The following is a 23,043-nucleotide window of genomic DNA, read 5'->3' as shown; positions in this document are numbered from 1 at the left end:
CTTTAGTCCTCTAACTCAGGTTGTACAGTTTTTAGCATGGGTTTGAGTCGATATAACAACCACAGCGTAAAGCCCGCACTTAATACAGCAGTAATGCTGAAAAGTATTTTAATATCAATCTTCAAAACAGTTAAAATGATAATCGAAAATACAGCAGAAGACACCATAAACACCGCATTTAATATGTTGTTTGCGGCAACAACGCGTGCACGGTGTGAACGCGGTGAATAGGCTTGCATCATGGCGTATAGCGGCACAATATAAAAACCGCCACTGATGCCGAGCAAGGTCACCGCAAGCATGACATGGTAGTAAATTGCACCGTGGTTAAACATATCTGCAACATTCATCATTGCGCCTGTACGCTCAGGTACAAAAGCCAGACTCAAAGCTAAGTAAAAGGCAAATAGAGTGAGCCCAATTGCACCGATTGGCACCATTTTAATATTCACTTCAGAGCCACCAATTCTACGACACAGCAGTGAGCCGACTCCAATCCCGACAGAAAAGAACGTGAGTAAAAGACTGACGACATTTTCTGATGCATGTAGGTTTTGTTGAGTCAACTGTGGAATTTGGGTGAGATAGGTTGCGCCGTAAAACCAATACCACGAATTCCCCAGTAAAATCATAAAGATGAGGGGGAGGCTTTTGGCATATTTGAGTGTTTGAAAACTGGTTCTAAAGAAATTCCAATCAATTTTTAAGTCGGGTGAGCTGACTTGTTGTTTTAAGATAAATCGACTGGATAGATAACCCAAAACAGCAATGATGACGACAGTCAGGCTGATCCAAATAAGATTGCCTTGAGAAACCGAAATAACTGCGCCACCCAAAATCATCCCGATTAAAATAGCAATGGAGGTGCCCGACTGAAATAGCGCATTGCCTGACATGAGTTCATTCGGTTTTAGAATCTCAGGTAAAATGGCGTATTTAATGGGGCCAAAGAAGGTGGAATGTGTGCCCATCATAAATAGAGCCAAGAGCAGTAGCCATAAATTGCCCAATAAGAAACCCGCGGAACCGATGAGCATAATCACAATTTCTAGAACTTTGATGCCACGAATGAGTTGTGAGCGCTCAAACTTATCGGCAATTTGTCCTGCGGTTGCAGAAAAAATGAAGTAAGGCAAAATAAATAACAGCGCGGCCAAATTATTTAAGGTACTGACATCTGTAGCTTGTTGATTAATCCATCCATAAGTAATGACTAAAAGCAAAGCTTGTTTATAGACATTGTCGTTTAAAGCACCAAAAAATTGGGTAATAAACATGGGAAGAAAACGACGGGTACTTAATAGATGTTCATTGTTTTTCATGCTTTTTGCACTGCATTAAGTTTTATTAAGAAATGTGACTAATTGCTCAAACGTCCAATAAAATCATGTAAGATATTTAAAACCTGAAATTGGGTAAAATAATCAATAGATTTCAGTTCTTTTGTGACAATTCATTAGAGCAAATCCATAACGATTAAATAAATTTAGAGTTTTCTATGCTTGCCAAAACACAATTTAAAAAGTCGACTCTTTCATTGAGTATGAATTCTTTCATACCGTGGCATCATAACAATAAATATTTGTGTCTGAGTATCTTTTTAACGCTTTTGTCACAAGCGGCTTTGGCTGAAACCCCCGTTGTGATTGAACCAAGTAACGTACAAGTCGAGCCACAAAATTCTACACAATTCACTGAAGACATTAAAAAAGAAGCGATTCGTCAAGGTATGGGTAGCGCGGACAAATTAAAAAAAGTTGAAAATGCTGTAATTCGGCCCACGGTTCCAGACAGTATGCAAATGTTGCAACAGCAACAGACAGCTTTAAAAAATTTACCTGAATTTGCACCGATTAAGTTTGATGATCTTGAAGATTTGCCAACTGTACAAGTTGATCAAGGCATGGCCAATGATATTTATCAGGTGGCTGAGCAAGCGAAAGCAGAAGCTCAAGCTTACCGAAGTGGTAAAACGACCGAGTTGGTGCTGAGCGATGCAACTCAGCAGGAAATGGCGGAAATTAATCAAGCTCCGGTCAATGTTGATCAACTGATGCAAAGTATTCAAGCAGACAGTAAAATTTCAGTAGAAGCCAACACGGAAGGAAATACTTTAGATTTTGGCATGAGTGCTGAAGAGCAAATTGCCAAAGAACCTAATTTCTTTAAACGCATGCTTTATAAAATTCGACCACCAAGAGAATTGGATACTGCAAAAGTTCCGAGGATCAGTGCGGATGTCGAAATCATCAATGCGAAATATGAAGGTGAAATATCCAATAAAGCATATCAGGCCGCTTTGGTTAATTTAAAAGAAAATATTAAAGGCAAAGTTTCTAGCTTTACCGAAGAGTCTTTTGAAGACTTTCCTTCTGCACTGCCACAGTTGCGTTCACTTTCCAACCAAGCCGCTCAAGCCGTCGGGTTTTATAATGCTGAGTTTAAGTTTGAAAAAACCAGCAGTAACCGTGTGCGCATTCAAGTGGTACCGAATACACCTGTACGGATTGAAGAACAAAACATCGAGTTTAGTGGTGCAGGTCAGTACTTACCGCAGTTCCAAGTGATTAAAGTCTTACCGGAGCAAGACATCGGTGATGTATTGCACCACGGCTTATACGAGTCGACCAAAGCACGAATTAATGATGCGGCCAGCAATAACGGTTTCTTTGATAGTTACTGGCGTTTACATGATGTGAAAGTTGAGCAGCCGCAAAATACGGCAGACATTAACTTACGTTATGAAACAGGTCAACGTTATAAACTCGGCGGTGTTGAGTTTGTGATGAGTGATCCAAGCAAACCACTGCCTATTGATTTAGATGTTTTACAAAGTTTAGTGACTTGGGAGCCTGGCGCGGACTATACCTTTTGGCGTGTTAATGGTTTGGCCAATAATTTGACCAACTCACGTTACTTCAACTACAGTTTGGTAGATGCTGTTCGACCTGATCCGGTTGAAGGAATCCGTGAGTTACCGCCTGATTTACAGCAGTTGGTCGATGATCAACAACTTTCTCGTCAGGATGTTTTGGTTCAAGAGAAAAAGAAGGTTGCTTCGAATCGTGAAGTGACACAGTCTGTGGTCAGTGAGGCACAGTTTGCCGGTGTCAATGATCCTGAGCAGAATAAAGCACAAGCAGCGCTTCGCACCGCACAAGAAACCAAACAAAGTGAAGAAGAGCGTTTAAAACTTGAAGCTCGGGAAACAAAAGTAATTCCTGTTAAAGTTACTTTAAATGCAGACCAGTTAAATAGTGTAGAAGTCGGGGCAGGTTATGGTAGTGACTCAGGTGCTCGTTTACGTACACAGTATCGCCGTGCGATTGTGAACCAGCGTGGACACTCTTTTGATGCCAACTTAGAACTTTCAGAAATTCGACAGGCTATTGATGGTCGCTATAATATCCCATATAAGCATCCACTAAATGATTATATCAGTCTCGTGGGAGGTTATGAGCGTGAAGAACGAGATGACATCGGACAAGGCGTAAACTTACTCACTGAATCTGCTGTTGCTGGGGCTGACCGTGTTATCAAAAACCCAATGGGGAATTGGCAACATACCTATGGGGTGCGTTACCGTTTAGATCGATTAACGCAAAAGGGTTCGGCGAATGTAGATGATTTGCCGGATGCATTTATTGCAAATAATGACCCTGAGCAAGAGTCGCTTTTATTGGGCTATGAAATTTCTAGAATCGATAGCGATAAGCGTGTAAACCCAAGTAAGGGAATTAAACAAACTTATAAAATTGAACTGGGAAGCGAAAGCCTACTTTCAGATGCAGATATGGCCATCGTAAATGCGGGTTGGCGTTTTATCTATTCATTGGGTGAAAATGATAATCACCAGTTTGTTGGACGTGGTGATCTCGGTTATATCTTTACCTCAGACTTTAATAAAGTCCCTTATAACTTACGTTATTTCACGGGTGGAGACCAAGGCATTCGTGGTTTTGACTACAAGAGTTTGTCACCTGTGGTCGATGGTTTTAAAGTGGGTGGTCAAGCCTTAGCTGTCGGCTCCATGGAATACAATTACCAATTTAAAGAAGGCTGGCGTGCGGCAGTATTCAGCGACTTTGGTAATGCTTATGATACAGATTTTAGCAATGACACCGAATACAGTGTCGGTCTTGGTGTGCGCTGGGCATCACCGATAGGACCGATCCGGATCGATGTAGCTTCAGGTATTTCTGATGATAGTCATCCGATACGTGTGCATTTCTTTATTGGCTCATTATTATAATATTTAACACTTTTTTGGGAAGACTATGGTTGAAGTAGAACAGCAGCAAGAACCAACACCACCTACGCCGCTTGCCAAACAGCGACGTATTCTTAGAAGTGTCCTTTTGACGCTGTTGTTGACGCTCATCTTGTTGGTGATATCGCTTGCGGTCATGTTTTCTACCGATAAAGGCAGTAAGTTTTTACTCGACCAAGTTTTGCAACGTCAGCAGATTATCCAATATGAGTATGAAGGCGGTAATCTGTTGAAGGGTATTATTCTTAAAAATGTGGTGGTTACCTTAAAGCCTGTCGATGTCAAAATTGACCGTGCTGACGTGATTTTGGGTTGGCGTGCCATCTTAGATAAGGAGATTCATCTACGTGAAGCTGATGTACGCAATTTGCGCATCATTACCAAAGGTGAACCGAGTGATGAACCCTTTAAGTTCAGCGAAATTAAATTACCCTTTGTTTTACGTTTAGATACAGCAGATATTGATCATTTAAATATCCGGACTGCATCCGATGCCCAAGTAGATTTTTATGATGTGCATTTAAATAATGCCCTCTGGTCGGGGACGGAACTTGAGTTTGAAGACTCTCGCATGGACATGGGCTATTTAGCAGTTCGTAATGCAACTGGGAAAATGAAATTCTCAGGGAAATATCCACTTGAGGCGACTGCTATTGCCAACCTACCGGCACTGCGTGATAGTTTAAATGTGCATGATATTGCTGTACACGCAACAGGGACATTGGATACTATTCAAGCGGGTTTTGCAACGCGGACACCTGACCTGTTGACGGGTTGGGCCATTTTGCACCCTGTACGTAAGCATGTACCGATGCAAGGTCAGCTTAAATTTAATCATTACAACTTACCGCTCCTGACCGATTACAAACTCTATGCTGAAAAAGGCGTTGCTAAATTTTCAGGTGATATAGAACGTTTAAATATCGACTTAAATACAGATCTGAGTGGTAAAGATATTCCAAAAGGTCAATATACAGCTTTGATGCATACCGACTTGGTTCATCAACTTGACATTGATAACCTAAATGCTCAGTTGATGAAAGGTTCGGTCAATCTGGGTGGTGTGGTAAGTTGGAAGGATCATATCACTTGGGACATACAAGGTCGTTTAGATAAAATCAATCCTAAAGATGATGTACTGCCACAAGTAGTTTCTGACTTTCTACCACCAAGTTTGGATGCAAAAATTGCATCCAAAGGTACGCTTGAAAAAGGTTTACACTTAACTGCAGATCTAGACTTTGATCGTTATGAAGCATGGCATCTCAAACTAGACCAAAACCCAGAGAAAAATAACAAAGTCCAGCCAATGTTGATGGATGTCTCTTGGAAAAATATTGACCGTGCTGTGCCTTATATCGGCTGGTTAAGTAGTGCTTCAGGGGATGTAAAACTGGCGTTAGTTGAAGGTCAGCAAGATATTCATGTTGCAACTGTTGTGAGTCAACACGAAAAAGCGACATTACCTGCGGGTAATTACCTCGCACAGTTAAATTTTAAAAATAATAATTTAAATGTGCCGAGTTTTAGTTATGTGGCAGGCAAGGGAAGCTTAAGTGGTAATGCGGTGGTTGAGCTGCCAGATGAGAAACGTCAACTGAAGTGGAAAGCCGTTTTAAACGCGAAAGATTTTAACCCGCAAATGGTGGCAGAAGCTTCACCGGTTAATCTATTGAACGGAAAGCTACAAGCAAGTGGCTATGCCAAACCGAATCAGCAAATCATTCAGCTACAGGGCATTGATCTGACTGGAAAAATGGTGGGCAATAATGAAACGGTTCACTTAACGGGTAAGTCAACAGCGGCACTCCTGTTTAATGATGAAAAAGCTGGTGGTGCTTTCAGAGGCTATGCAGTGAACTATGATGGTGCTTTAAAAGCCAGCCAGTTTGAAGCCAGTCAGGGCACGTTAAACCTAAAACTTTCAGGAACGCCTGAGTTTATTAAAGTAACTGAGTTGAAACACAATGGTGTGGCAGGTCAAATTAATGCCAGTGGTTTGGTGCATTTTATTCACGGTATCACTTGGGATGTGAATGCAGCATTCATTCGTTTTAAACCACAATATTTTGCATCTAGTGTTAAAGGTGAATTGTCTGGTGTAGTGAAAACTAAAGGTACATGGTCGGATGCTTTAAAACGCATTAACATTGAGAGCTTAAACCTCGCAGGTACGCTGAACAATAAACCAGTCCGTGGCACAGGTAATTTAGCTTTGGTGCTTAACTCCAGCGAAAAGGGCTTTTTACCGCAACAGTTTGAAGCGAATAATCTACTGTTGGCTTATGCCAAAAACCAAGTGCAAGCTACGGGTAATGCACAAAACCTGAGACTGAATATTAATGCACCTGCACTGTATGAAGTTTATGCGGGCCTACGTGGCCGTGCCTACGGCTATTTAAATATCCAATCTCAACCACGTTTAAGAGCTACCGCAAACATAGCAGTGGATAATTTTGGCTTTAAAGATCTGATTGATATGCGTAAATTACGCATTGTCGGGCAATTACCGACATCGGAAACAACGCCATCATTATTGACTGCAAAAATGGAAAGCTTAAGAAGCGGTAACCGTGAAATTCAACAAGGTGAAATTTCACTGGCAGGTATTCGTAAAGCCCATTTATTAAAAGTTTCTGCACAAAACGAAAAGTCGAAATTTTATGTGCAATTGGCAGGTGGTTTTAATGCGCAAAATGATTGGTTAGGTCAGATCCAAAAAGGTGATTTTGACTCTTTACGTGCACGTTTGGTACAGCGCCAAAGTGCAGCCGTGGTCTATAACAGTGCTAAAGCAGATTTGTTGATTGGTGTGCATTGTTGGATGAGTCAACAAAGTCAGTTGTGTTTTGATCAACCGATTCGTGTCAGTAAAACACGTGGCAATATTTCATTCTTGACTCAAAACCTTGACTTAAACGACTTTGCTGCCTTTATGCCGGAAGGATTAGCAATTACAGGTAAGTTAAATGGACATGCTAAAGCAGTTTGGGCACAAGGGTCTAAACCAAAAATTGATGCGCGTTTAGTCACTCGAGATGGTGTGATTGGCTTGGCGGCGGATGACCCACAAGATATGGGCTCAACCTTAAAATATGAACAAGTGGCGTTGGTTGCCAAAAGCATTGCGGAAGGTTTACAAATCCGTTTGGATGTCAAAACGCCTGAAATTGGTGTGGGCTATGCCAATGTGGTTATTGATCCGTATCGGGACAGTATGCCAATGCGAGGTGAAATTGCATTTGATCAGGTACAACTCAAAGTCTTTAAACCTTTCATTGCTGATGTACGTTCGATGGGTGGAACAATTTCGTATGCAGGTAAGATTAATGGAACGTTAAAAGCACCACTACTGACAGGCGATGTCCGCCTGAAAGATGGTTCGATTAGTATGATTTCACTGCCAGTCAACTTGACCAATATTCAGCTGTATTCCGCTATACGCCAAGACCAAGCTACCATCAATGGTGCTTTTAACAGTGGTCGTGGGGTGGGCACACTTACAGGGACGGTAGATTGGAAAAATGATCCACGCATTCAGCTTCAGTTGAATGGAGAAAATTTACTGATTCGCCAAGCGCCATTAATTACCGCGCTAGTGACACCGAAAATCACACTGGATGTTTTACCGTTGAGTAAGAAATTAACCTTAAACGGTGAAATTCAAGTTCCTCGTGCGCTTATTTCGATGCCTGAAGCATCTGTACCTGTGGTGAATGTATCGTCTGACGTACGCGTGGTCAGAGAAGGTCAAAACCAATTGGCGATTTTAAATAGCGCAAAACCTTGGGATATTCGTGCTGATCTGATGGTTGGACTAGGTAATCAAGTTGTGTTCCAAGGGTTTAATAGCCGTATTCCATTGTTAGGACGTTTATATCTATCGCAGCGCGGTGCTGAAACCGCAATGCGTGCCAATGGTGCAATTGGGGTAAGTCAGAAAGTTAAAATTGAAGCTTATGGGCAGAGTTTGGATTTAAACCGTGCCATTGCGCGTTTTAACGGTGTGTTGAGCAACCCAACACTGGATGTCGATGCAAATAAAAATGTACAAGGCAGTACGGTGGGTTTCCGTGTGACGGGAACGGCAACGTCACCAAATATTCAAGTCTATAACGATGCAGGGCTGTCTGAGCAAGAGGCTTTGAATGCGTTAATTACAGGCCGCATTAACGAAGGTACAAGCGGTTTAAGTCAAACGGAAGGCTTCAAGTCAGATGTCAACAACACCATTGCTGCCGCAGGGATTAGTTTAGGTTTAGGCGGTACACGCGCCTTTACGAACCAAATTGGACGTACTTTTGGCTTAAGCGGTTTGGCGTTGGATGCGCAAGGCACAGGGGATGACACACAAGTCAGCCTGACGGGTTATATTACACCTGACTTATATATTCGTTATGGCGTGGGTGTCTTTACACCAGTCAATAAACTGACTCTGCGTTATCAAATGAACAAACGTATGTACTTAGAGGCGAGTCAGTCATTAGAGCGTGCCATCGACGTCTTCTATAACTGGAAGTTCTAAAGCTGCTCTTCTGCCAAATAAAGCCTACATCATGTAGGCTTTATTTTTAGGTGTTAAAAAAGCTTAATTCGTCATTTGATAAAATTCTTTATTTGATAGATGAAGAAAACCTATGAATAACAGACACTAGATACTTAAAATCAATTAAACCATAATGAAAGTAGGTGTATAGTAAATGGACTTGCTAAATTTAGAGTGATGATCCCTATGCCGATCAATTTTGTAATACGCTTTGCAGTGATTTTATTTTCAGTTTTAATTTTAGTGGCGCTTGCTATCCAGTTTTTCTTTGATCCGCACTATACCGTGGTCTTTTGGATCTTTGCTATGCCGTTCATTTTAGGTACTCCAATTCTAGCATCTGTAGTTTTAGCGAAAAATGAAGAGCTTGATATTCACTCAGTCAATTAAAAATGACCTGAAAATACAGCTTTTCAATATAAAAAAGTCCGTCAAGTGATGGGCTTTTTTATATAATCTTAAATTTTGCAAAACTCGCACAGTTTTTTTTAAATATATTTGCTATGTTGATCTTTTATTTAAAGAAATTTTTTTTATGAAAAAAATCGTAATGCTTGGATTAATGGTTGCTGCTATTTCGGGTTGTAGTACTGCGCAAAAGAATGAAACTGACAAACCAACTTTGGGAATGGCTAATCCTGCCAGTACGTACTGTGTTGAACAGGGTGGTAAATTAGAGATTCGAAAAGAGGCTAATGGTGAAGTAGGCTATTGCCATTTACCGAATGGTCAAATCATTGAAGAATGGGCACTTTTCCGTGCTAGTCAAAGCAAATGTGTTGCTGAGCAAGCGACAGCTTTGATTGGTCAGTCAAATTTAACTGAAGCACAGATTAAGCAAAAAACCAGTGCGAAGATGGTACGCTTAGTACAATCAGGGCAGCCTGTGACTATGGATTATCGCGAAGACCGTGTGACAGTAACAGTCGATCCGAAAACCAATAAAGTAGTTCAAGCAAGCTGCGGTTAATTTTTCTAAGTATAAAAGCCCAAATTTGGGCTTTTATACTATTTAAAGTGGGTAATGGTTCTTCATTTGAAAAAGTTTGATTATGATAGGGCGAATAGGAGAGTTGTAATGAAAAAGTTATTCGCTTTGGCTGCTGTGATTGCACTGGTGGGTTGTGCTGAAAAAAAACCGTTAACACCAGAAGAGCAATGGCATGGCTATTGTAAAAGTATTGGTAATGCAGCACGTTCAATTATGTTAGACCGTCAAAATGCCATTGAAAAAGATAAAGCGATTGAGCATGCCAATAAAGTTGAAGACGAAATGACTAAGGCATTTGCGTTAGAAATTATTGAAGATGTTTATGCTTTACCTGAGGCTGAAATTAAATCCGATATTGAAGGTGCGCGTGAAAAAATTCGTGTGAAATATACTGAAAAATGTATTGCAACACCGCATACTGAAATGCCAGATTACAAACCGTTCTAAGGAACGGTTTTTTTATTTTTTGCATGGAACTTTTTGTGACAAAACTCTAAATCATATATATAGCAAAGCATATAAAAATAAAGAATAATGAACATAGAATAAAAAACGAGAGGAGCAGAAAATGGAAGTTGTTGGCTATTTAAATCACGCTGATTTACTCTTGGAAGATGAAAATGGTGTGGCCGTAATTGGCGGTGGTCATTATGTCCTTAGCTTGGGTGACCATGTATACTTCAAACACGCACTTGACCATGAACCTACACGAATTTTAGTACAAATTTCTTTTGCAAGCTCTGCACATCAAAATTTACATGAGGACGAAATTCAGATGAAATTTGAAGGTTGCCGTGAAAGTTTCAAACAATATATTCAAGCGACAACGGTACACTAAGGTTGAATATTTATATTGCGTAAAAAGAGGCAACATAGGTTGCCTTTTTTGTTTTTAAATGGCAGTTCAAAGTTAATGTGAAACAATTCCAAACGATCTGACTATATTGCTGTTTTTATGTCCAATCGATATGAACATCATTTAGTTAGAAAATAATGGGCATCACGAAGAAACACTTGTAGTGCATTAACTTTTAACTGGAATTTTAGTAAAATTAAGCAGTCCATATTATTTACGTAGCTTTATTTAAAGCAGGAATACGTAAATAATTTTTTAAAAAAGAGGAATAACACCGTGCTAGAAGCTTACCGCCAACACGTTGCAGAACGTGCCGCACTCGGAGTCCCACCGAAGCCACTTGACGATGCTCAAACAGCTGAATTAGTTGAATTATTAAAAAACCCACCAGCTGGCGAAGAAGCATTTTTAGTTGATTTACTAGAAAACCGTGTTCCAGCGGGTGTTGACCAAGCTGCATATGTTAAAGCTGCATTCTTAGCTGCTTTGGCTAAAGGCGAGGCGACTTCACCATTAGTTTCTAAAGAACGTGCGGTTTACTTACTAGGCACTATGCTTGGTGGTTATAACGTTGCTCCTTTAGTTGCTCTTCTTGACGATGCTGCACTTGCTGAATTAGCAGCTGAAGCACTTAAGAAAACGCTTCTTGTATTTGATGCGTTCCATGACGTTGCAGACAAAGCAAAAGCGGGTAACGCGAATGCACAAGCGGTTATGCAATCTTGGGCTGATGCTGAATGGTTCACGACTCGTAAAGATGTTCCGACTGAAATCAAACTTACTGTTTTCAAAGTAACTGGCGAAACCAACACTGATGACTTGTCACCTGCACAAGACGCATGGAGCCGTCCAGACATTCCATTGCACGCAAACGCAATGTTGAAAAACGTACGTGACGGTATCAACCCAGAAGTTCCTGGTGAAGTTGGTCCATTAAACCAAATCAAAGACTTGATCGCGAAAGGCAACCAAGTTGCTTACGTAGGTGACGTTGTTGGTACTGGTTCAAGCCGTAAATCAGCAACTAACTCTGTACTTTGGTTCTTCGGTGACGAAATTGCTCACATCCCGAACAAAAAAGACGGTGGTTACTGCTTAGGTTCTAAAATCGCTCCGATTTTCTTCAACACAATGGAAGATGCTGGCGCGTTGCCAATCGAGATTGATGTTGCAAACATGAACATGGGCGATGAAATCGTTCTTAACATTGATCATGCTGCTGCAAAAGTAACTGCAACTAAAGACGGCGCAGTCATTGCTGAAGCTGAACTTAAAACTCCAGTGCTTCTAGACGAAGTACGTGCGGGTGGTCGTATCAACTTAATCGTTGGTCGTGGTTTAACAACTAAAGCGCGTGAAGCTCTTGGTCTTGCTCCATCGACTTTATTCCGTACTCCAGTTCAACCTGCTGCTACTGGCAAAGGTTTCACTCAAGCACAGAAAATGGTTGGTCGCGCATGTGGTCTTCCTGAAGGTCAAGGCGTACTTCCAGGTACTTACTGTGAACCTAAGATGACGACTGTTGGTTCGCAAGATACCACTGGTCCAATGACTCGTGACGAATTGAAAGACTTGGCTTGCCTAGGCTTCTCTGCTGACCTTGTTATGCAATCTTTCTGTCACACAGCTGCGTATCCAAAACCAGTTGACGTTCAAATGCAACACTCGCTTCCTGATTTCATTATGAACCGTGGTGGTGTGTCTCTACGTCCAGGTGACGGTATTATTCACTCTTGGTTAAACCGTATGCTTCTTCCAGATACAGTTGGTACTGGTGGTGACTCACATACGCGTTTCCCAATTGGTATTTCATTCCCAGCGGGTTCTGGTCTTGTAGCATTCGCTGCTGCGACTGGTGTTATGCCACTAGACATGCCTGAATCTGTACTTGTTAAGTTCAAAGGTAAAATGCAACCTGGTATCACTCTACGTGACCTTGTACATGCAATTCCTTACGTTGCGATTCAGCAAGGTGACTTAACTGTAGAGAAGAAAGGTAAGAAAAACATCTTCTCTGGTCGTATCCTTGAGATCGACTTAACAGAAATGGAAACAGACCTTACTGTTGAGCAAGCATTCGAACTTTCTGATGCATCTGCTGAACGCTCTGCTGCTGGTTGTTCTATCACGCTTTCTGAAGAGAAAGTTGCTGAATACCTCAAATCAAACATCACAATGTTGAAGTGGATGATTTCTGAAGGTTATGGCGATGCACGTACTATGGCTCGTCGTGTAGAGAACATGGAAAAATGGTTAGCGAACCCATCACTTCTTAAAGCTGATGCTGACGCTGAATACACGAAAGTGTATGAAATTGACCTTGCGACAATTACTGAACCAGTTCTTTGCTGCCCGAATGACCCAGATGACGCTAAATTGCTTTCTGACGTTCAAGGCGTGAAAATTGACGAAGTATTCGTTGGTTCATGTATGACGAACATTGGTCACTTCCGCGCAACTGGTAAGTTGTTAGAGAAAGTTCCTGGTGGCGTACTTTCAACTCGTTTGTGGATTGCTCCACCTACGCGTATGGACGAACGTCAATTGATGGAAGAAGGTTTCTACAATACTTATGGTAAAGCTGGCGCGCGTACTGAAATGCCAGGTTGTTCATTATGTATGGGTAACCAAGCACGTGTAGCTCCGAACACAACGTGTGTATCGACTTCTACGCGTAACTTCCCGAACCGTTTAGGTCAAGGTGCGAACGTTTACTTAGCGTCTGCTGAACTTGCATCTGTTGCTGCTGTACTTGGTAAATTACCAACTCCAGAAGAATACCAACAGTATGCAGCTCAAATTGATAGCATGTCTGCTGACATCTACCAATACTTAAGCTTCGACAAAATGGGCGACTATACTGACGCTGCTGCGAATGTTGATACCAAGAAAATTGCTGCTGCTCAGTTGACTTAATTGATTGATAATTAAGATACAGTAGTTTATAAAAGCTTCACTTAGGTGGGGCTTTTTTTATGAAACTAACAAAATTTACAATTAAAAATTTCAGAAGTATTACTGATGGTGGACAAATTAATTTAAAAGATCAATCTGTCTTAGTTGGTAGGAATAATGAAGGTAAAACTACAGTTTTACTTGCTTTGAGGGGCTTTGTTGCACAAACCTATCTCTAAAGGCTTATTCCACAATATAATTCTCAAATGAATAAGCCCACACCTAAAATCTATCGTACAACCAATTGGTCTTCTTATAACAGTGCATTAATAAATCGAGGAAATCTCTCAATTTGGTTTGATCCCAAGACGCAATGGTACGCTCAACCCAAAGGTAAACATGGTCGAAATCAAACTTATTCAGATACAGCCATCCAATGCTGTTTAATGATCAAATCCTTATTTCGTCTTTCTTTACGCATGGTCACTGGCTTTGTGCAAAGTCTCATTCATCTTTGTAGATTAGATTGGACAGCACCGGATTATTCAACCATTTGTAGAAGACAAAAGCATATTGATATTGCAATTAACTATCAAAAAAGCAGTAATGGTCTCCAGCTACTCGTCGATTCTACTGGCTTAAAGTTTCTAGGCGAAGGTGAATGGAAGCGTAAGAAACACCAACCTGAATATCGTCGCCAATGGCGTAAACTTCATATTGGTATAGATGCTGAAACCCTTCAAATACGCGCTATTCAACTCACTACAAATAATGTGAGTGATTCACAAGTGCTTGGTGATTTACTCGATCAGATTCCACAAGATGAGCAGATTGACTCTGTCTATACTGATGGGGCTTATGACACCAAGCAATGCCGTCAAGTAATTGCAGACCGACAAGCACATGCGGTGATTCCGCCAAGAAAAAATGCGAAACCTTGGAAAGATACAAAGACCAGCTCGCTAGAGCGAAATGAATTACTTCGAACAGTTAAACGTTTAGGGAGAACAATATGGAAAAATTGGTCAGGCTATCATCGGCGAAGTTTGGTTGAAACTAAGATGCATTGCATCAAATTATTAGGAGATAAACTCAGTGCAAGGAGTTTTGATAGCCAAGTGAATGAGATCCATGCACGTGTAGCAGTCCTTAACAGATTTACGGAATTAGGTCGACCACTTACCCAAGTTACGCCTTAAATTTGGCTCAATTAGGGGCGCTTTGCATTTCAAATCTTTGTGCAACAAAGCCGCTCTCAATTGGTATTTTGGGTTAATATTTTTAGAGATGATATCGTTAATAAAAAAGCACCTTGGGGTGCTTTTTATTGGCTACCATTTTGTATTTGAATAATTTGCACTATCTAAAATATCAGTATTCTAAAACGTATAGACATTAAAAAGCCCCATGGTTAGGGGCTAGTCGTATGCACATCTAAGGCACATACTGTAAGAGGCTCATCTCATACTGAGTGTATTAAACCACATTTACACAATATTTGCAGCAATCACTCAATCATAATGAGGTCGGATTTATTTTCGAGTTTTAAAGGGCGTAAGGCAAAAATGGAGCGTGTATGACGTACACCTTTCATTGAGTATAAGTTTTTACGCAAAAAGCGTTCATAGTGTTCTGCATTTTTCACTGCGACTTTGAGTAAGTAGTCGTAATCGCCAGTTACTAAATGTGCTTCAACCACTTCAGGCATGTAAGCCAGTGCTTCACTAAATTGCTCTAAGATTTCATCATCATGGCGTTCAAGCGTAATCTCAATAAAAAACAGCTCATTAATACCAATGGCTTTTGAATTAATCTTCGCTGTATAGCCTTCAATGATATTGAGGTTTTCTAGACGTTTTACACGTGTCCAGCACGGAGAAGACGAGAGCCCAACTTTCTCAGCCAACTGGGTAACAGTCAGGCGGCCATCTTGGCGAAGTTCAGACAAAATACGGCGGTCAATTTTATCTAAAACGTAGTGAGCGTCATTCATAACGTATTCCTGCGTATAATTTTCTTTATAAACTATTTTATGTGAAAATATTTCTCAATAAATACTCAAAATAAGCAAATAAAAGAGAAACACTCTGCATCGGTTATGACTACAATAAAGTGATTCAATCAAAGTCATTTGGGAAATTGACTTTGATTTGCAACCAGCGCCCTTAAAGGGAAGGGTGCCTTTTATTGGCGCTGTTTGCTGACTTATTTATGGTATTTTTTGCGTTTTTGATCTTTGTTTAAACCAGTAAGTTAGAGTTAAGCAGCCAATCCAAAGTGGAATCAGCATTACTGCAATTCGCATATCAGGTGTGAGCCACATCACCACTAAAATACCGAGCATAAATACAATACAGATATAGTTGCTGATAGGGTAAATCAAAGTTGGAAACAAGGTTGATTTTTGCAATGCCAGCATACGTTGCTTGAATTTTAAATGGGTCAACGCCAACATCATCCAGTTAATCACAATGGCTGAAACCACAAGGCTCATTAGCAGCTTAAAGGCTTTTTCTGGGAAGATATAATTCAATACGACACACAGTAAGGTCACCAACGCAGAGCATAAAATGGCTGCATAAGGAATGCCGCGTTGGTTAATTTTCTTTAAAAACTGTGGGGCATTGCCTTGTTCTGCCAGACCTAATAGCATACGACTCGTGCCATAGCTGGTACCGTTATACACCGATATGGCTGCGGTTAAGACCACAAAATTCAGCACAGTTGCAACGCCTTGACTACCTAAGGAGTCAAAAATCAAAACAAAAGGACTACCGCCTTCTGCGATTTGATTCCATGGAAATAATGAGAGCAGAACGATGATCGTAAGCACGTAAAACAGCAACACACGATAGACAATTTGATTGACTGCTTTAGGAATAGTTGTAGTCGGATTTTTGGTTTCCGCAGCAGCAATACCAACGAGTTCAATCCCGCCAAAGGAAAACATAATGATGGCCATCGCCATGATTAGGCCAGAAATACCATTGGGAAAGAAACCGCCTAGAGCCCAGAGGTTGGAAATAGAGGCATGTGCACCACCGTGACCACTTGCCAGTAACCAAGCGCCATATCCAATCATGCCAATGATTGCGAGAATTTTAATCATGGAGAATAAAAATTCTGTTTCACCAAAGACTTTGACATGTAACAGATTGATGGCATTGATCAGTACAAAGAAACCAAGTGCTGAAATCCATGTGGGAATTTCAGGCCACCAATACTGGACATAGAGGCCTATGGCACTTAGTTCCGCCATGCAGACCAAGACATTGAGCACCCAATAGTTCCAACCCGACATAAAGCCCGCAAAAGGGCTCCAAAACTTATAGGCAAAATAACTAAAAGAGCCACTTACTGGTTCTTCAACCACCATTTCACCCAACTGGCGCATCATGAAAAATGCAATTAAGCCCGCCAGTGCGTAGCCTAAAATAACGGAAGGGCCAGCCAGTTTAATGGTTTGCGAAATGCCTAAAAATAGGCCTGTACCAATAGAGCCGCCTAAAGCAATCAGCTGAATATGGCGGTTGCTCAGCCCATGCTTAAGCTGGGGTTGCTGTTGTGCAGACATGATTCATCCATCTCTAGCACATGCGATAGTCATCACATGAACTATGACTTAATAAAAATTCGTGGTGGAAATATAATATTTATTTATCGATTAATGAAATTAAATTTATCAATAGCGTTGGTTTTTATCTGAAAGCTGCAGTTTTGCGGTGAAAATAAAGCCAGTCAAGTAAGTGCTGCTTGAACTGGCGATAGGCTTGGCTTGATATGTACCGCCTTAAGATGAAAGCTGTGCTGCAATTTCAGGCCATAAGTTTTGATGGGAGCGCTTAAACATCGCCATATGTCCAATGACTTTATGACCATAAGCCTGTGGTTTGAGTTCAATTTGATCTGTTTGTGCATTTGGGTAAAGGCTGAGTAAGCCTTTGACATTCACTTGCGTGGCAATTTCATCATCCGATGCCCAAATGGCTGTGATTGGACAGCGAATATCACGGTGGAAGTCATCTTGTACTGTTTTGCCTAAGGCATTAATTACATAACCAGGTTTGCTGCAAAACTGTGCCCAATCACGTGCCACATCTTTAGGTAGGTTTTCGCCCATGCCAATCGCATTGGTCGGTCCATAACCTAAGGTATAACGTGCAATAGGAAAGATCAGTTTAAACATCACAGGAGCCAGTAATTTGGTACGACCTTTCAAATCTTTTACGTGGCCTGTTGATCCTGCAACAGCAACGACTTTTGCGACTTTTTCATAGTTTGGGTTAATACCTAAAAGTTGCCCACCTGCACTATGACCGAGCAAGATCACTTGTTTTGCTTGGGTCTTATTCAATAACACCTCCATCGCCGCTGGGATATCCAATTGCCCCCATTGCACGATGCTGGCTTTCGACTTTTTAAGTGGTTCATGCAGAGACTCACCAATACCGCGAAAGTCAAAAACCAAAACGGCATAGCCTTGTTCTGCAAGCCATGATGCAAAATGGTGGTAAAACTGCTGGGTAATACCTGTGGCAGGGCAGATTAAAACAGGTAGGGCTTGTTGTGTACCTTGGGCTGCATAAAAGCGTCCACTGAGTGAATAATGGTCAGAGCAGGTAATAGCTAAAGTTTCGTAATTTTGCATAATTGGTTAAGTATTGAATTTTTTTCTACTCTACCTAAGTTCCAAAAAGAAACTTGTCTAATCTATGACTTTGAAGTCAAGTAGATCTGTATAGAATAGGGTGAAAATAAAAAAGGAAAACACATGCAGTTTGTTGAATTAGATATGTCGGTAAAATTCGCACTTTTGTTTAGTGGGATTTTTCTATTTGTTGGAATGCTGACAGGGGTATGGAAATATGCACAAATTCGCCATTCACCACAGTTTCGCGCGCACTATTATGTTGATATCGCACACCGCAGCAGTTTGCTATATGCACCTGCAAGTTTAATTATTGCGGTAATGGCCGCAATTTCAGTCTGGCCTGAACCTGTGAATATGCTGTTTGTGGGAATTAATTTATTCTTTTTTAGCTTTTCGATACTGAGCTATATTGTGCATGGGCTATTGCAAGACACCAATAACCAATTTCGTAGTCCACATGTTTTAGGCAAATGGACTTTACCCAAATCAATCATGCTAATGGCAATGATGGCATTGGTTGTGGGGGAAATTGTGGCGACGTTAGGCTTGTTGTGGGGAATGTTTTTAGGTTTATTTTAAGTTGTTCTTATAGTTTTTTTAATTTTTATACTTTTACAAAGGTGGATGACTAATCATCCACCTGTTTGCTAGTCAATTGACTGTGAGGCCTTTCGGAATTTTTGATCGACGACTGCCCATAAATAAAAGGCAAATGATACGACGATAGCGTAAGCAAAATATTCAGCTTTAAGGTTACCTTGAATTAAGCCATGCATGATCATAATGACCATCAGGGCAATGGTGGTACTTAAATACGTCACCATATTCTTGTTTGCCTTCAGAGCGTTAATGAAGACTTGCTTGTTGAAATGTAATGATAACATCTCCATCCCTCCTTGAGTTTTTGACTAAAAACCAATGTGTTTAGTCGGATTAGTTCTTAATGTTGTACTGCTAAAACTTGCGTTGATCAAGAGCAAAAACAACTATTTTTCAGAGAAATTATGCTATACCAATCAGAAAATATGTGTGTAGCATTTTTTTAGTGAATAAATAGTATTTCGTTACCGTATAAGATGACAAATAAATGATGTATGTAAGCTTATACATATATTAGACCTCTTGCGAAAGTAAAAACCACCTCAATATAAATTTCATGAGATATCAGAAATTAAATCGTTTTTCAGATTCTGAATTCAAACGCTTGGTTGGCGTACCTCGACATGTTTTTACTGAAATGGTAGAGGTTTTAGAAAAAGCAGAATCACTCAAAAAGAAATCAGGTCGTCCTCATACTTTAGATATAGAGGATCAGTTGTTATTAACTCTCAATTACTTACGGAACTACAGCACTCAACTGGAATTAGCGGCAAATTACCATATCGCTGAAAGTAATGTGAATCGAACCATTAAAAAGGTTGAAGATGCATTGATGAAATCAAGACGTTTTACTCTGCCAAAACGAAGCATTACCACGGCAGACGAACACTTTAACTGGGTAATTATTGATGCGACAGAATGTTCAATAGAACGTCCGAAAAAAAAATCAGAGTAAATTCTACAGTGGTAAAAAGAAGAAATATACGCTAAAAGTACAAGTGATCTATCATCCGAACAGCAAACAAATCATAGGGCTAGATATATCGAATGGCAGTCAGCATGACATTAAATTGGCAAGAAAAACGGTTAAGAAATTCAAACATTGTGAATATGTTATGACTGATCTAGGGTACTACGGATTAGAGCAAGATGGCTTTAAATTATTGATGCCAATAAAGAAAAAGAAGAATTTACCTTTATTTGATGTTGAGAAAAAGTACAATAAAATGGTTGGAAAAATACGAGTTGTGATCGAACACATTAATAGTCAATTGAAAACATTTAGAATATTAAGTGAACGCTATCGAAATAGACGGAAAAGATTCGGCTTACGCATTAACTTAATTGCTGCACTCGTAAACCGGATAAACTTGCAATAATGACTTTCGCAGGAGATCTACTGTATAAAGCAATATTGATGCCATGAATGGCTTGCTAGGACAGGCTTTAAAGAATTTTTTATTTTCTAATATTAAATTTATAAGAGATATGAAGGTGTTGATATACGACTTTAGGGGTGTATATGAAATGTATCAGTATGTACAAAAACTGATGTAGAAAGAAATGAAACAATATGTGTCCATTTGGATAAAATGTGACAAATATTGATCATGCTTAAAATCAGGTTTGGGTAAAACCAGACTTTAACAACATCAGTTTTTGCTTACTTTTTCACTTTGTCGATTACAATAGCAATTACAAAAACCACCAATGATGGGATAAGCCATGCAAGGTTTTGTTCTGCAAGAGGTAAGTGAGTCAGCGCATACGGCAGTTCAAAGTTTGCTACTTTTAAACCATCTAGAAGACCAAAGACCAAAGACACTGCTGTAACAGGTGCAATCACTCGGCGAGGATGATTAAAGAATTTCCAGCCAAAGCTCAGCATAATCACCACAATTGCAGGTGGATAAATTGCACTTAAAACAGGCACAGAAAAGGCGATGAGTTTGGTTAAACCTAAGTTTGAAATAATGAAAGAGAAACCAATCAGAATGAAGACCCAAACTTTATAGCCAATTTTAGTGATTGAACTGAAATATTCAGCACAAGCACAGGTCAGGCCAATGGCAGTGACCATACACGCAATAAAAATCATGGCAGAAAGGAAGATAGAACCTAAGTCACCAAATGCATGTTGAACATATGCATGCAGGATCACTGCACCATTGCTCGCATTTGCTGCGACTTCATGGCTTCCAAGGCCAAGTTTAAATAAGCTGAGATAAACTACAGTTAAACCAATACCAGAAATGATACTCGCAATAACCGCATAACGCGTGATCAGTTTAGGGTTGCTGACACCGCGTGAACGAATCGCTTGAATAATCACAATACCAAAAACCAAAGCACCTAAAGTGTCCATGGTTAAGTAACCATTTACAAAACCTTCAGAAACAGGGCTGTCGACATAATTATTGATGGCTGGCGGAACGAAACCCGTTGGAATCATCATCGCCGCAATGCCAAGGATGGCTAAAGATAAAATCTTCAGTGGCGAGAGTACATAGCCAACCGTGTCTAAAATCTTGTTTGGATACAGTGAAATGAGGGTGACTACACTAAAGTAGATTGCACTGTAGATCAGCAAGCTGCTGCTTGATGTTCCAAGATAAGATGAAAAACCAATTTCATAAGAAACGGTTGCAGTACGTGGTGTCGCAAAGAGTGGTCCGACAGTTAGGTAACACGTAATGGTTAAAATGAGACTGGCTATTTTACCCAAAGGTGAACTTAAAATTTGAATCGAACCTTCGACACGTGACAGCGCAATAATGGTGATTACAGGTAAGCCCACAGCAGTGATTAAGAAACCAAAAGCTGCTAGCCATACATGCTCACCCGCTTGCTGAGCCACAATCGGTGGAAAGATAATGTTGCCCGCACCAATGAAGAGTGCGAAAGTCATAAAACCCAAAGCAACAATATCCCGAGTACGCAGACTTGTCATAAAAGGGAGATCGAGTTGAACAAAGGGGACGATTTTAGTGCATAAGTGTTTTTTTGGCTAATTTATTTCATGGGTAGTATTAAATTTTTTTATAAGATGAAAAGTGAATATATCAACTTGTAAAAAATAGGTTGATATATGTGATTGATTATCCATTTTAAAATAGAAAAATTATAAATATTAAAAGCTTGAGGCGCTATTTTTCCTAAATTAAAAGTTGTAGTGCAAATGCTTTAAAATTACACAAATTTTTTAAAGGCTGGTTGTTGGAGGCTACCCTAAGATTTAAGTTTGAACAAAAATATTGAGAAAAGGTCTATACTTGCGACTTCATAATTGAGGATATTTCAATGCGTGGCTTAAATGTGAGCATAAAAACTGAACAAGATGTAGAAAAACTTCGTATATCTGGTCGTTTGGCTGCCGAAGTTTTAGCGATGATTGGTGAGCATGTAAAGCCGGGTGTTACGACTGAATATCTGGATGATATTTGTCATGACTTCATTGTAAATACCTTAAAAGTGACGCCTGCCAATATTGGTTATCATGGCTATACCAAAACCACCTGTATTTCTCCAAATGAAGTGGTCTGTCACGGTATTCCATCGCCGAATGTTGTACTCAAAGATGGCGATATTATTAATATTGATGTGGCGATTATTAAAGATGGCTACTTTGGTGATACCAGTCGTATGTACTATGTGGGTACAGTGAAACCGGAAGCCAAAAAGCTAGTCGATACGACTTATGAGGCGATGGTTGCAGGTATTCATGCTGTGAAGCAAGGTGCAACGCTTGGTGATATTGGTTATGCCATTCAAACTGTTGCGCACCGTGAAGGTTATAGTGTGGTACGCGAGTATTGTGGTCATGGTATCGGCAAGGTTTATCACGAACAGCCAAGCGTATTGCACTATGGTCAACCAGGTAAGGGGATGCAGCTTAAAGCGGGCATGGTGTTTACGATTGAGCCGATGATTAATATGGGCAAAGCGCATGTCAAAGAGCTCAAGGACGGTTGGACAGTCGTGACTGCTGATAAGTCTTTAACTGCGCAGTGGGAGCATATGGTACTCGTGACTGAAACCGGTTTTGAGTTACTATCACCTTGGCCTGAAGGTACGGGCAGTTATCCAGAAATTTAAGTTGATGTTTTGTCGTTGATTAAATTTTAGACTTTGGTCTAGCTTTGTGACTTAAAAGCTAAATTAAGTATTAAAAGCAATCACTGATATTTCTGAATCCCTTTATTTATCGCATTTTTGCTATTTTTTGATTAAAACT

General features: G+C 40.2%; 18 protein-coding genes. 12 read left to right on the top strand and 6 right to left on the bottom strand.

Translation table 11 applies throughout. The features are described from left to right. Window positions 1-2: 2 nt before the first annotated feature. Complete coding sequence (locus AC4CVD_RS10290) at window positions 3-1,322, bottom strand: MFS transporter (RefSeq protein WP_490753049.1); 1,320 nt, start codon at window positions 1,320-1,322, stop codon at window positions 3-5. Between the two features lie 176 nt (window positions 1,323-1,498). Here AC4CVD_RS10290 and AC4CVD_RS10285 point away from each other — a divergent pair, with 176 nt between their 5' ends. From AC4CVD_RS10285 to AC4CVD_RS10245, 9 genes are all read left to right on the top strand, one after another. Further along, window positions 1,499-4,252 carry an autotransporter assembly complex protein TamA gene (locus AC4CVD_RS10285; protein ID WP_490753048.1) on the top strand — a complete coding sequence of 918 codons (2,754 nt, stop codon included), beginning with the start codon at window positions 1,499-1,501 and terminating at the stop codon, window positions 4,250-4,252. Between the two features lie 25 nt (window positions 4,253-4,277). Beyond that, entirely contained in the window at window positions 4,278-8,795 is a 4,518-nt protein-coding gene (locus AC4CVD_RS10280) for a translocation/assembly module TamB domain-containing protein (protein WP_490753047.1), read from the top strand. Window positions 8,796-9,002: 207 nt separating this feature from the next. Further along, the gene (locus AC4CVD_RS10275) at window positions 9,003-9,206 is read left to right on the top strand and encodes a hypothetical protein (protein ID WP_004696512.1); all 204 of its coding nucleotides are present in this window, start codon (window positions 9,003-9,005) and stop codon (window positions 9,204-9,206) included. A 145-nt stretch (window positions 9,207-9,351) separates the two neighbouring features. Beyond that, window positions 9,352-9,786 carry an I78 family peptidase inhibitor gene (locus AC4CVD_RS10270; RefSeq protein ID WP_490753046.1) on the top strand — a complete coding sequence of 145 codons (435 nt, stop codon included), beginning with the start codon at window positions 9,352-9,354 and terminating at the stop codon, window positions 9,784-9,786. A 108-nt stretch (window positions 9,787-9,894) separates the two neighbouring features. Next, window positions 9,895-10,254, top strand: coding sequence for a hypothetical protein (locus AC4CVD_RS10265; RefSeq protein ID WP_058869841.1), 360 nt, complete (start codon window positions 9,895-9,897; stop codon window positions 10,252-10,254). A 121-nt stretch (window positions 10,255-10,375) separates the two neighbouring features. Beyond that, window positions 10,376-10,645 (top strand): hypothetical protein, encoded by a 270-nt coding sequence (locus AC4CVD_RS10260; protein ID WP_125273286.1) that lies wholly within the window; start codon window positions 10,376-10,378, stop codon window positions 10,643-10,645. A gap of 294 nt (window positions 10,646-10,939) precedes the next feature. Then, window positions 10,940-13,579: a bifunctional aconitate hydratase 2/2-methylisocitrate dehydratase gene (locus tag AC4CVD_RS10255; protein WP_490753045.1), complete on the top strand. Its 2,640-nt coding sequence runs from the start codon at window positions 10,940-10,942 to the stop codon at window positions 13,577-13,579. A 59-nt stretch (window positions 13,580-13,638) separates the two neighbouring features. Further along, the gene (locus AC4CVD_RS10250) at window positions 13,639-13,797 is read left to right on the top strand and encodes an AAA family ATPase (protein ID WP_281963249.1); all 159 of its coding nucleotides are present in this window, start codon (window positions 13,639-13,641) and stop codon (window positions 13,795-13,797) included. A gap of 27 nt (window positions 13,798-13,824) precedes the next feature. Continuing rightward, entirely contained in the window at window positions 13,825-14,757 is a 933-nt protein-coding gene (locus AC4CVD_RS10245; protein ID WP_490753044.1) for an IS5 family transposase, read from the top strand. A gap of 308 nt (window positions 14,758-15,065) precedes the next feature. Here AC4CVD_RS10245 and AC4CVD_RS10240 read toward each other — a convergent pair whose 3' ends face one another. The 3 genes from AC4CVD_RS10240 to AC4CVD_RS10230 form a co-directional block, all read right to left on the bottom strand. Further along, a complete protein-coding gene (locus AC4CVD_RS10240) occupies window positions 15,066-15,551 on the bottom strand; it encodes an Lrp/AsnC family transcriptional regulator (protein ID WP_004696532.1) in 486 nt (161 codons plus the stop codon). A gap of 216 nt (window positions 15,552-15,767) precedes the next feature. Beyond that, the gene (locus AC4CVD_RS10235) at window positions 15,768-17,132 is read right to left on the bottom strand and encodes an amino acid permease (RefSeq protein ID WP_004696534.1); all 1,365 of its coding nucleotides are present in this window, start codon (window positions 17,130-17,132) and stop codon (window positions 15,768-15,770) included. A 216-nt stretch (window positions 17,133-17,348) separates the two neighbouring features. Next, the gene (locus AC4CVD_RS10230) at window positions 17,349-18,206 is read right to left on the bottom strand and encodes an alpha/beta hydrolase family protein (protein ID WP_490753043.1); all 858 of its coding nucleotides are present in this window, start codon (window positions 18,204-18,206) and stop codon (window positions 17,349-17,351) included. Between the two features lie 123 nt (window positions 18,207-18,329). Between AC4CVD_RS10230 and AC4CVD_RS10225 the strand changes: the two genes are divergently transcribed. After that, the gene (locus AC4CVD_RS10225; RefSeq protein ID WP_183175529.1) at window positions 18,330-18,788 is read left to right on the top strand and encodes a hypothetical protein; all 459 of its coding nucleotides are present in this window, start codon (window positions 18,330-18,332) and stop codon (window positions 18,786-18,788) included. A 68-nt stretch (window positions 18,789-18,856) separates the two neighbouring features. Here AC4CVD_RS10225 and AC4CVD_RS10220 read toward each other — a convergent pair whose 3' ends face one another. Continuing rightward, on the bottom strand, window positions 18,857-19,093 hold the full coding sequence (locus tag AC4CVD_RS10220) for a hypothetical protein (RefSeq protein ID WP_490753042.1): 237 nt from the start codon (window positions 19,091-19,093) through the stop codon (window positions 18,857-18,859). A 272-nt stretch (window positions 19,094-19,365) separates the two neighbouring features. Between AC4CVD_RS10220 and AC4CVD_RS10215 the strand changes: the two genes are divergently transcribed. Further along, a protein-coding gene (locus AC4CVD_RS10215; RefSeq protein WP_094148576.1) for an IS5 family transposase occupies window positions 19,366-20,188 on the top strand; the annotation gives its coding sequence in 2 pieces (ribosomal slippage) (window positions 19,366-19,746 and window positions 19,748-20,188; 822 coding nt in all). Between the two features lie 284 nt (window positions 20,189-20,472). On the opposite strand, the gene brnQ is transcribed toward AC4CVD_RS10215, so the two are convergent. After that, on the bottom strand, window positions 20,473-21,759 hold the full coding sequence (gene brnQ / locus AC4CVD_RS10210; protein ID WP_010326996.1) for a branched-chain amino acid transport system II carrier protein: 1,287 nt from the start codon (window positions 21,757-21,759) through the stop codon (window positions 20,473-20,475). A 350-nt stretch (window positions 21,760-22,109) separates the two neighbouring features. On the opposite strand from brnQ, the gene map reads away from it, so the two are divergent. Continuing rightward, window positions 22,110-22,904, top strand: coding sequence for a type I methionyl aminopeptidase (map, locus tag AC4CVD_RS10205; RefSeq protein ID WP_005400725.1), 795 nt, complete (start codon window positions 22,110-22,112; stop codon window positions 22,902-22,904). Window positions 22,905-23,043 lie beyond the last annotated feature (139 nt).

This window comes from Acinetobacter sp. LipI_23, from assembly GCF_058243045.1.
This window is presented reverse-complemented; position numbering and strand designations above follow the sequence as displayed.

Coding starts and splice junctions, on each gene's coding strand:
- AC4CVD_RS10290 (WP_490753049.1), bottom strand. CDS start 1,322: ATGAAAAACAATGAACATCTATTAAGTACCCGTCGTTTTCTTCCCATG.
- AC4CVD_RS10285 (WP_490753048.1), top strand. CDS start 1,499: ATGCTTGCCAAAACACAATTTAAAAAGTCGACTCTTTCATTGAGTATG.
- AC4CVD_RS10280 (WP_490753047.1), top strand. CDS start 4,278: ATGGTTGAAGTAGAACAGCAGCAAGAACCAACACCACCTACGCCGCTT.
- AC4CVD_RS10275 (WP_004696512.1), top strand. CDS start 9,003: ATGCCGATCAATTTTGTAATACGCTTTGCAGTGATTTTATTTTCAGTT.
- AC4CVD_RS10270 (WP_490753046.1), top strand. CDS start 9,352: ATGAAAAAAATCGTAATGCTTGGATTAATGGTTGCTGCTATTTCGGGT.
- AC4CVD_RS10265 (WP_058869841.1), top strand. CDS start 9,895: ATGAAAAAGTTATTCGCTTTGGCTGCTGTGATTGCACTGGTGGGTTGT.
- AC4CVD_RS10260 (WP_125273286.1), top strand. CDS start 10,376: ATGGAAGTTGTTGGCTATTTAAATCACGCTGATTTACTCTTGGAAGAT.
- AC4CVD_RS10250 (WP_281963249.1), top strand. CDS start 13,639: ATGAAACTAACAAAATTTACAATTAAAAATTTCAGAAGTATTACTGAT.
- AC4CVD_RS10245 (WP_490753044.1), top strand. CDS start 13,825: ATGAATAAGCCCACACCTAAAATCTATCGTACAACCAATTGGTCTTCT.
- AC4CVD_RS10240 (WP_004696532.1), bottom strand. CDS start 15,551: ATGAATGACGCTCACTACGTTTTAGATAAAATTGACCGCCGTATTTTG.
- AC4CVD_RS10235 (WP_004696534.1), bottom strand. CDS start 17,132: ATGTCTGCACAACAGCAACCCCAGCTTAAGCATGGGCTGAGCAACCGC.
- AC4CVD_RS10230 (WP_490753043.1), bottom strand. CDS start 18,206: ATGCAAAATTACGAAACTTTAGCTATTACCTGCTCTGACCATTATTCA.
- AC4CVD_RS10225 (WP_183175529.1), top strand. CDS start 18,330: ATGCAGTTTGTTGAATTAGATATGTCGGTAAAATTCGCACTTTTGTTT.
- AC4CVD_RS10220 (WP_490753042.1), bottom strand. CDS start 19,093: ATGTTATCATTACATTTCAACAAGCAAGTCTTCATTAACGCTCTGAAG.
- brnQ (WP_010326996.1), bottom strand. CDS start 21,759: ATGACAAGTCTGCGTACTCGGGATATTGTTGCTTTGGGTTTTATGACT.
- map (WP_005400725.1), top strand. CDS start 22,110: ATGCGTGGCTTAAATGTGAGCATAAAAACTGAACAAGATGTAGAAAAA.